At 36.8% G+C, this 9,211-nt stretch carries 7 protein-coding genes; all 7 read left to right on the forward strand.

The features are described from left to right. Positions 1-54 precede the first annotated feature (54 nt). The 7 genes from leuS (at position 55) to ACZ9HT_RS04190 (ending at position 9,020) form a co-directional block, all read left to right on the forward strand. Positions 55-2,868 carry a leucine--tRNA ligase gene (gene leuS, locus ACZ9HT_RS04160; RefSeq protein ID WP_476039183.1) on the forward strand — a complete coding sequence of 938 codons (2,814 nt, stop codon included), beginning with the start codon at positions 55-57 and terminating at the stop codon, positions 2,866-2,868. Between the two features lie 252 nt (positions 2,869-3,120). Then, positions 3,121-3,990: a MotA/TolQ/ExbB proton channel family protein gene (locus ACZ9HT_RS04165; RefSeq protein ID WP_476039184.1), complete on the forward strand. Its 870-nt coding sequence runs from the start codon at positions 3,121-3,123 to the stop codon at positions 3,988-3,990. A 76-nt stretch (positions 3,991-4,066) separates the two neighbouring features. Next, positions 4,067-4,669, forward strand: a complete 603-nt coding sequence (locus ACZ9HT_RS04170; protein ID WP_476039185.1) for an ExbD/TolR family protein — start codon at positions 4,067-4,069, stop codon at positions 4,667-4,669. 7 nt (positions 4,670-4,676) lie between these two features. Further along, the gene (locus ACZ9HT_RS04175; protein WP_476039186.1) at positions 4,677-5,246 is read left to right on the forward strand and encodes an ExbD/TolR family protein; all 570 of its coding nucleotides are present in this window, start codon (positions 4,677-4,679) and stop codon (positions 5,244-5,246) included. A gap of 31 nt (positions 5,247-5,277) precedes the next feature. Further along, the gene (locus ACZ9HT_RS04180; protein ID WP_476039187.1) at positions 5,278-6,114 is read left to right on the forward strand and encodes an energy transducer TonB; all 837 of its coding nucleotides are present in this window, start codon (positions 5,278-5,280) and stop codon (positions 6,112-6,114) included. Between the two features lie 264 nt (positions 6,115-6,378). Then, the gene (locus ACZ9HT_RS04185) at positions 6,379-7,251 is read left to right on the forward strand and encodes a PstS family phosphate ABC transporter substrate-binding protein (RefSeq protein WP_476039188.1); all 873 of its coding nucleotides are present in this window, start codon (positions 6,379-6,381) and stop codon (positions 7,249-7,251) included. 101 nt (positions 7,252-7,352) lie between these two features. Further along, positions 7,353-9,020 carry a tetratricopeptide repeat protein gene (locus ACZ9HT_RS04190; RefSeq protein ID WP_476039204.1) on the forward strand — a complete coding sequence of 556 codons (1,668 nt, stop codon included), beginning with the start codon at positions 7,353-7,355 and terminating at the stop codon, positions 9,018-9,020. Positions 9,021-9,211 lie beyond the last annotated feature (191 nt).

A 9,211-nucleotide genomic window follows, 5' to 3' on the forward strand; every position in this document is an offset into this window, starting at 1 on the left:
TTCATTCGTCGTACAGAACTGGCGAATATTTTTAACGGAAATACAATTCAAATAATGTTTTACGACCATCAATCGATCGAAAAAAAGTGGCAGCAATTCTGGGAAGAAAATCAAACTTATAAAACTTCCGACAAAACCGACAAACCAAAATTTTATGTTTTGGATATGTTTCCATACCCTTCTGGTGCGGGTCTGCATGTTGGTCATCCTTTAGGATATATTGCTTCCGATATTTACGCACGCTATAAAAGACACGAAGGTTTTAATGTTCTGCATCCCGTTGGCTACGATTCTTTCGGACTTCCGGCGGAACAGTATGCGATACAAACCGGAACGCACCCGGCAACTACAACGGAGCAAAATATTACGCGGTACGAAGAGCAGTTGCGAAAAATTGGTTTTTCTTTTGACTGGAGTCGGGAAGTAAGAACTTCAGATGCATCTTATTATAAATGGACGCAATGGATCTTTGTGCAGCTATTCCAGTCCTGGTATAACAAATCAACGAATAAGGCGGAACCCATCCATACCTTGATTCAACATTTTAGAGACCATGGAAGCGACAATTTATCAGCATTTCAAAATGAAAAATTAAATTTTTCCGCCGAAGATTGGATTTCTGCTTCGGACTTAGATCAACAGGATATTTTATTGAATTACCGTTTGGCTTACAGAGCTGAAACCACCGTAAACTGGTGTCCTGGTTTAGGAACTGTTCTCGCAAATGATGAGGTGAAAGATGGAAAATCAGAACGTGGCGGATTCCCCGTTTTTCAGAAAAAAATGATGCAGTGGAGTATGAGGATCACTGCATATTCCGAAAGATTATTGCAGGGACTTCAAACTTTAGACTGGCCACAACCGTTGAAAGATGCGCAGGAATACTGGATCGGAAAATCGCAGGGTGCACAGGTTTCTTTTGAGGTCCAAGCATCCTCCGAAAAAATAGCGGTTTTCACAACACGTCCCGATACTATTTTCGGTGCAACATTTATCGTTCTGGCTCCGGAAAATCCTTTGGTAGAACTTTTAACTGCAGAAGAACAGAAATCTGAGGTTGAAAATTATATCGAACAGACTTCTAAAAAAACAGAGAGAGATCGAATGTCTGACGTGAAAAACGTGAGTGGTGCTTTTACGGGAGCCTACGCACTGAATCCTTTCAATGACGAAAAAATGCCAATCTACATTTCAGATTATGTATTGATGGGCTACGGAACCGGAGCCGTTATGGCTGTTCCCGCTCATGATGAACGCGATCACCGGTTTGCGAAGAAATTTGACTTGCTAATAAAAAGCGTTATTAAAAATGACATTGATATTCAGGAAGAATCTTATGATTCGAAAGATTCATTTTGTATCAATTCTGAATTTTTGACAGGATTAAACTATACTGATGCTAAAACAAAAATCATCGATGAAATAGAAAATCGTGGGATTGGTCACGGAACTACAAACTACAGACAACGCGATGCGATTTTTTCCCGGCAAAGATACTGGGGCGAACCCGTTCCTATCTATTATAAAGAGGGAATGCCTTATTCATTACCGATTTCTGCACTTCCGTTAGAGCTTCCGGAGGTGGAGAAATATCTCCCGACAGAAGATGGCGATCCACCTTTAGGAAATGCCAAAAATTTTGCGTGGGACGAGATGAACGAAAAAGTAGTTGCTACCGATTTGATCGATAATATAAATGTTTTCCCGATCGAACTTTCTACAATGCCTGGCTGGGCCGGGAGTTCCTGGTATTTCTTAAGATACATGGATCCAAATAATACCGAGGTTTTCAACAACAAAGAACTTTCCGATTATTGGGGACAGGTTGATCTTTATATTGGTGGCAGCGAACATGCGACGGGACATTTGTTGTACTCGCGTTTCTGGAATATGTTTTTGAAGGATCTTGGTTTAATTGATCAGGAGGAACCTTTCAAAAAATTGATCAATCAGGGAATGATCTTGGGGATGAGTGCGTTTGCCTTTAGAATTAATGAAACAAATAAATTTGTTTCAAAAACGCTCGCTGAAAATTACGAAACACAAAAAATTCATGTTGACGTTTCTCTACTAAAAGGTGGAACGGACGAATTGGATACAGAAAAATTCAAAAACTGGCGTTCTGAATATGCCGATGCAGAATTTATCTTAGAAGATGGTAAATATATTACAGAACGCGAAGTCGAAAAAATGTCTAAGTCCAAGTACAACGTCGTTAATCCTGATGATATTTGCGTAGAATATGGCGCCGACTGTCTAAGATTATATGAAATGTTTTTAGGGCCTTTAGAACAAAGCAAACCGTGGAATACGCAAGGTTTAAGTGGAGTTTACGGTTTTCTAAAGAAATTCTATAACCTCTACTACAATGGCGAAACTTTAGAGATTTCCGAAGATGAACCAACCAAAGAAGAGTATAAGGTTTTACATACGCTGATCAAAAAAGTTGTTGCAGATATTGCAAACTTCTCCTTCAACACCACCGTTTCATCATTTATGATCGCGGTGAATGAATTTCAAAAACTGAAGACCAATAAAAGAAAAATTCTTGAACCTCTTGCAATATTAATTTCTCCGTACGCTCCGCACATTTGCGAGGAACTGTGGAAAGAGTTAGGACACGACAACACAATTGAGTTTGAAAAATTCCCGTCGTTTGATGCTCAGTATCTTATAGAGGATGAGGTGCAGTATCCGGTAAGCTTTAATGGGAAAATGAAATTTAAAATGGCACTTCCTTCAGATTTGTCTATAGACCAGATCGAAGAAATTGCGCTGAAAGATGAGCGTGTTTTGCACCAACTTGGGGGAAATACACCGAGAAAAATCATCATAGTCCCGAAAAAAATCATTAATATTGTTTTTTAAAGATTTATACATAAAATATTTATTGTAAAGTAATCGTAAAAATAGGTCTATTATATTTCTGAATTTTTAAAAGTCTTTTTAAAATTGAAAATTATAATCATAATATAATTCAATTTTTATAGATATCGTAATGTTAATGAATCTTAACGTTGAAAAAAATTACCGCAATAGTTTTGAAAGACTTGCGTGGTTAAATATTTTGACTTTATTTTACAACTCGAAAAAAAAATAACAATTATAATTTAGTTTAGTATGGAAATGAATGTTTCAAACAACGAAGAGCAAGTAGTTGCTAAAAAGGTAGGTGGATTGAATCCTACGTTAATAATTCCTATTCTTATCCTAATAGGTATAGCGATATACATATTTGTATTGGGTAACCCAGGTAATTTTAAAGCAGATCCAAGGCTGAACGGTCTATCGTCTGTTGCATTCTCTGGTTTAGAAACCAAAGAATTACATCCGGGAAATGGATTTATGGGAGTTATTTATATGGGTGGTCCAATTGTACCGATCCTTATATCTTTTATGATCATCGTAATCGTATTTTCAATTGAAAGAGCTTTAGCATTGAAAAAAGCTGCAGGAAGCGGAAATGTTGACAGCTTTGTTTTAAACGTAAGAAGATTACTTAATCAAAACAGAGTTGATGAAGCGATTGTTGAATGTGATAAACAAGAAGGTTCTGTGGGTAATGTAGTTCGAGAAGGACTTACAACTTACAAAGCTTTGGCTCACGATACCACTCTAAATAAAGAGCAAAAAATGGTAGCTCTTAATAAATCAATCGAAGAAGCTACGACTTTAGAGATGCCAATGTTGGAAAAAAACATGATGATTCTTTCAACTTTAGGTACTGTTGCAACTTTGGTAGCACTACTAGGAACTGTAATCGGAATGATCAAGGCATTTAGCGCATTGGGTTCAGGAGGTGGTACTCCGGATTCTGCAGCATTGTCAATCGGTATTTCTGAGGCGTTAGTAAATACGGCTTTGGGTATTGGTACATCTGCTGTTGCGATTATACTTTATAACTTCTTTACTTCTAAGATTGATGGATTAACGTTCAAAATTGACGAAATCGCTATGTCAATTCAGCAGTCATTTGCAGAATTTCACTAAGAATTCTGTCTTGATTGGAAATCATTTAATTTAAATGTATTTCAAAAAACTGAAGTTTAATAAAAAATAATTTACAATGGCGAGAGTCAAACCAAAAAGACATAATATAAGGGTAGATATGACGGCCATGACCGATGTATCATTTCTACTCCTTACATTCTTTATCCTCACGGCTCAGTTTGCAAAACCTGATATCGAGACGATTACCACGCCATCTTCTATCTCTGAGAAGCTTCTGCCAGATGGAAGTTTAATGACTATTTTGACAACAACTGATGGGAAATTTTACTTTACCCCTGTAGAAAACGGAACCGAAAGAATCGCTCTGTTAGACGCAATGGGAAAAAAGTATAATATGACCTTTACTGATAAAGAAAAAGTTAATTTTTCTAATTCACAGTCAATTGGTGTTCCGATGAGTCAGTTAAAATCATATTTGGATCTATCAGATGAAGATCGCAAAGCTTATAAAAGCCCATCGGGAATTCCAATGGACAGTACAAAGAAAGAATTGATTGACTGGGTACAACAGAGTTTAACCGTTAATCCAGATTACAAATTGGCAATCAAAGGAGACGTACAAACGAAATATCCTAAAGTTAAATCTTTGTTTGAAGGATTAAGAGATATAGATTTCTTGAAGTTCTGGTTAATAACAAGTCAAGAAACGGCACAATAATAGAGAAATGGCAGAAGTACAAGTAAAAGACAACGGCGGGAAAGGCGGAAAGGTACGCTCCAAAAAGCAGGTACCTCACGTAGATTTAACTCCCATGGTGGATTTGGCGTTCCTTTTGATCACCTTCTTTATGTTAGTGACCACTTTTAACAAACCAAATGTAATGGATTTAGGTCTTCCGGCGAAACCGAAAGAAAACCAAAAACCTCCTAGTACAGAAATCGATTTATCAAATTCTATTTCATTAATTATAGGGAAAGACAACAGAATTTTCTATCATCAGTTAGACCAGGCAGGATTGAATGATCAAACTTTGCAGGAAACAAGTTTCGATAGAAATGGGATTACGAAAGTAATTGAGCAAGCGAAAGCTAGAGCTAAAGATCAAACCAAATTTACGGTGATCATTAAGCCTACAGACGACGCAGTATATAAAAATTTCGTAGACATGTTAGATGAAATGGCGATTACCAAGAATGAGATATACGGTATCACCGATGTTAAGCCTTGGGAATTGGCAATTTACGAAAAGAAAGTAGGTGGTTCCGCTGCTACACCAGCAGCTCCTACCAATTAGAACACACTTTTAATATATAAAAGAAAGAATAATGGCAGAAGAAAACACTTACAATGAAACTCCAACTTTGGATGAGATTGTATTTGAAAATAGAAATAGAGCTTATGGAGCATATGATCTAAGAACGAGATATAGATCAGTACTTACGAAAGCCTTCATTCTTGGAACGATTCTATTCTTGGTTGTAGCGATTGCACCATTTGTGGTTATGAAAATAAAGCAAATGAATGAGAAGGATGCTACAGAAGTTAACGCTAAATTAATCGACATTCTTCCTGAAGATGTCATAATTGAGCAGCCTAAAGAAGAAGAGCCGCCACCACCGCCGCCGCCAAAAGAGCCGGAAGTGCAGGAAGTAATACAGAATGTTGTTCCAGAGCCGGTAAAAGCTCCAAAAGTAGAAACTCCACCGCCTCCAATTTCGAAGCAGTTGGAAACAACAACAGGGGTTGTAGCTGTAGAAGGGGTAAAACAACCAGCTTATTCACCTCCACCTCCACCTCCAGGTCCTACTAAATCTACAACGGTAGAAGTAAAACCACAAGTTTCTTCAACTCAGGTTTATACAGAAGTAGAACAATTGGCAGAATTTCCAGGAGGGATCAACTCTTTTAGAAGTAAGGTGAATGGTAACTTCGACACGTCTGTAATGGACAGTGACGCAGGAACAGTAAAAACTGAAGTAATATTTGTTGTCGAAAGAGATGGAAGTATTACCGATGTGAAGGCAAATGGGTCTAACAAAGACTTTAATGCAGAAGCAGTTAGAACTGTAAAATCAATTAAGAATAAATGGGCACCTGCGAAAATCAACGGACAAGCAGTTCGTTACAGATTTAGAATGCCACTTACAATGCAGTTTGAATAATTCAACACATTGAGAAATATTTTAACAAAAGAGAAGCAAATGCTTCTCTTTTTTTAATTTTTTGTATTTTTGCTTTTATGATGTTTAACTGGTTGTCCCTAATTACGGGATTTTTTTATATCGTTCTGGGAGTAGTGGTGATCATTTATAAATTTTTTGTCATCTTTTTAGAACCTAATATTGCTTATTCATTAGGAAGTTTATTAATTCTCTATGGAATTTTTAGAATAGGCAGAGCTGTTTACAGAATTAGACAAAGGAAAAATGAAGATTAAATTAAAAATTATTTTACTCAGTTTTTTTACGGTGGTAATCTCGTGTAAAAAAGCAGATAGGATTCCCGACGATCCACAGCAGGGAACAATAACCCTTGCCGCCGACGAATCCTTTAGAAGCGTCTCTGAAGCGCTGACCGATAGATATATGGCGCTCAATCCGAAAACGAAGATCAACTTGGTCATCAAAAAAGAAGATCTGGCGTTTCTTGATCTCTTAGAAAATAAAGTGCGGGTGATTATAATGTCGCGGGAACTTAGTTCTAAAGAGAAGGAAGCCTTTAAAGCGAAGATCGATATGGATTTGGAACCTGGTAAATTCGCAGCAGATGCCGTTGTTTTTATCGTTCCCAAAAATTCATCACGGGAATCAGTTACTATGACTGAACTTGATCGGGAATTACATTCAGATGAAAAGAAAGTGATCTTCGACGGTACAAATTCCAGTAATTTAAATTTCGTAGCTCAAAAATTTAAGACGACGCCCGATCAGTTAAAGTATTCTATAATCAGTGGGAATAAAAATATTATTAACGAGATCAATCGCTATCCGGATAAAATTGGAGCCATAAGCTTAAATACTTTGAGCAGACCTTATGATAAAGAATCCGAGGAGTTAAGAAATTCGGTTAAGATTCTTTCTGTTATTTCAGACAATAAGTCATACGAACCATCAATCGGAAATATCAAACAAATGACTTATCCTTTTACGCGGGTTTTATATTTTCTTACCAACGAACGGTATTATGGACTTGGGAATGGTTTTATTCGTTTTTCCTGCCAGCAACTCGGGCAGATTGTTGTCGAGAAAGAAGGATTACAACCCTATACCATCTTTAAACGTGAAGTTCAAATGCGTTAAAATGTATTAAAAATTGCTGCGTCGTTTGACACAATGCTCTTTTGGTATAAAAATTGGGTAGAAGTACAAGTAGATTATTTATAAAATTTAAACAATTAAAAATGAAAGATATAATGAAGTTATCAAAGAAAGTTGCTCTCGGAGCAGCGGTAGGGTTCTTATCGAACTTTGCTTTTGCGCAGACACTACAGGATGGAGTTGCTAGTGCAGACAGTCATAAGTATGCAAAAGCAAAAGAAGTTTTCACAGAAATGATTGCAAAGTCTCCAAACGCAGAGAATTATTTTTATTTAGGAAACGCATATCTTACACAGTTCGAACCAAATTTTGAATTAGCTCAAGAGAATTTTAACAAAGGGTTAGCCGAAGATAAAAGAAGTAATCTAAATAAAATTGGACTAGCTTCAGTTAAATTAGGAAAAGGTGATAAATCTGCAGTTGCAGAAATTCAGAATATTGTTAAAGACTCCAGAGATAAAGATGCGGAAGTTCTATATAGAGCAGCAGAGGCCTTAACCATTTTTGGAGGTGCGCCAAATGCTGATCTTGCAATCGACTATTTAAATAGAGCAGTTGAAAAATCTCAGAGAGGAGGTACGCCAGCATATTTTTATTACACACTGGGAGATGCTTATCGTTTAAAATTAACGAATAGCCCACAAGTGGCAGGTTCTGCAATGACTGCTTATGATAAAGCCTTGCCTATTGCTAAAAATAAAGCTTCTGTTTACACAAGAATAGGAACGCTTTGGATGCAGGCGCAACAATGGCAAAAAGCGAAAGAAAGTATCGATAGAGCTATTACATCTGATGCTACTTATGCTCCAGCATACAAAGCAAAAGCTGGATACGACATTAAATATCAGCAAAATGCTTTAGCTACTCAAGATCTTGTTAATTATGCAAAGTATGCAGATGAAGATCCAGATACTCAATTAGAGATTTCTAAACTTTTCTTCACTAATGAGGATTATGGGAACTCCAAAATGTATTTGGATAAAGTTTTTGATAAGGTGAAAGATCCAATCAAATTTAAACTGAGAGCTTATTTGCAGTATGCAGATGGAGAATACGGTCCTGCTAAAATGAGTATGGATGAGTTTATTTCAAAAGCGGAGAAAACAAGAGTTTTACCTGCAGATCAAGGTTTATTAGGTTTGATAGCTGCTGGTATGGCTGAAACTGAAACGGATGCAACTAAGAAAGCTGCATTAATGGCAGAAGCAAAACAAAAAGTTGCCATTGCTAAAACCGCTAAAGATGAAACTTTAAACTGGGATGAAGAATTAATAAAAATTAAAGGCGGTGGCGGAATCAAACAAGCTACAGTGGAAGAAGGAGCTACAAGCCCTGCGATTGAAGCTGCAAAAGTTAAAGTCGCCGCAAACCCACAAGACACGAATGCTTTGTTTGAGTTAGCTAACGCTTATCAGGAAGCCAAGAATTACAATGGAGAAGTTGTTACTTGGAAAAAAATGAGCGGTTTGTTACCAGATTGGGCTCCATCATATTACAGTCAGGGAATTGCTTACCAACAACTTGAGAATGCTGAATTAGCAAATATCGCGTTTGAGAAGTACGTAACTTTAGTGAAGCCAGAGGAAATTGAAGCTAACAAGAGTGCTTTAGCTTATGCATACTTTAGCATCGCTAACTTTGTCAAAGATTCTGATGTGATGAAAGCTAAATCAAATCTTGAGAAAGCATTGTTATACAATCCAGCGAGCGAGAATGCTTTAAAATTAAAAGTAATCTTAGATAAAATGTAGTTTTATCCTACAAAAAATCCCCACAGAAATGTGGGGATTTTTTTTGCCGAAATTTATAGTGGTTTAAATCAAAACTTTAGACCATATTTCATCTATTTGTTTAAAAAATCGCAAAAAAGATTTGCGAGATAGTTTGAGTCGTATTACATTTGCACCACTTCAAAATAGAAGTAGCATAGTAGGATAATAGG

The organism is Chryseobacterium sp. UYP7, from assembly GCF_056279225.1.